The organism is uncultured Methylobacterium sp. (assembly GCF_964244095.1).
Classification (GTDB): Bacteria; Pseudomonadota; Alphaproteobacteria; order Rhizobiales; family Beijerinckiaceae; genus Methylobacterium.
The window spans coordinates 1-1087 of sequence record NZ_CAXTHR010000193.1; the positions used below are offsets into that span (position 1 = coordinate 1).

A 1087-nucleotide genomic window follows, 5' to 3' on the forward strand; every position below is an offset into this window, starting at 1 on the left:
ATGACATAAGGCCCCGCAAGGGGCCTTTGTCATGTCTGGACACACATTCCAAGCCGTTTCCAGACATTCCCAAGATTTTACAATCACTTACCGATCGTCCTGCCAGCCGCTCCCATCCGTGCCGAAATCCTCCATGGCACATGATTGGCACATGAAACCGGCCAGGGTCTGGCCGCTCAGTAGGGCGGATTGCCCTTGAAAGAGCAGTCGCTCGACCTCGTCGGCGGCCACAGATGCCCACGGGAGCCGAAGACAGCACCGCTTCGTCCGGTCTCCGGACGCGTGGTAATCTGGGCAGCATGACCACGTCCGACGATCCACCGGCGATGCCAGCTATCCGCGGCTCGGCACGCTGGCCTCATCTGCTAACGGATTATCCGGAGGCCCTTCTGCGCGTGGCATCACTCCGCGCGGATGGGGAACAGCATTTCCTGTTCGACTGAGTCGAACTGTATCCCTTTGATATGTCCACGCCGGTCAGTTGAACAGCTGGCGATCGGCCTTGGCCGGTCCCGGGCCAAGACGAATGGACCTGTGCATTCTCCGCCACCAAGCTGCCGACCACCGAGACTTTGCAGTGGTACGAGGAGGCGGCGCGGGGCGTCCTGAACATCGCTGTCCAGGCACAGCGGCCTGTTCTGGCTCGTCTCACCACGTTCGCGCCGGAACCTGCGCCGGGCCGCTTCGGTGTCGCGTTCGAGGCGCCGTTCGTCATGCCGTGGCACAAGCTGGGGGCTGATGGACGCCGGGAGCGACACTGCGTAGCTTTTCCCATGCCGATTTGCCCGCTGACGCCTGAGCTGACCGGCTGCATCGAGTGCTCGCCGACGACGCCGGAGGATCGGTTCTGGGCCTCGCTCATCGGACAACCGCCTCTTCGGCCGCCGCGACGTACCTTTCACCGAGCCCCGCAGGTGGATCACGGGTGCGACGGTGTTCGGGAAGATCGTAGGCAGGGGCGGCCGGTCGGCGTTGGTCGCGACCGCGAACGCGAGCCGGATCTCGTCTTGTGACCGCTTCAGGCTATGCAGGTTGCACATCCCGGCACCATAGCCGCCCGCCGGTAAAGCCTCGCCGTCCCCGAGTC

At 63.9% G+C, this 1087-nt stretch carries 1 pseudogene; it reads right to left on the reverse strand.

What is annotated here, in order from left to right:
- Nucleotides 1–401: 401 nt before the first annotated feature.
- Nucleotides 402–1087, reverse strand: a pseudogene (locus ACFE86_RS20530) (hypothetical protein); the annotation flags it as partial.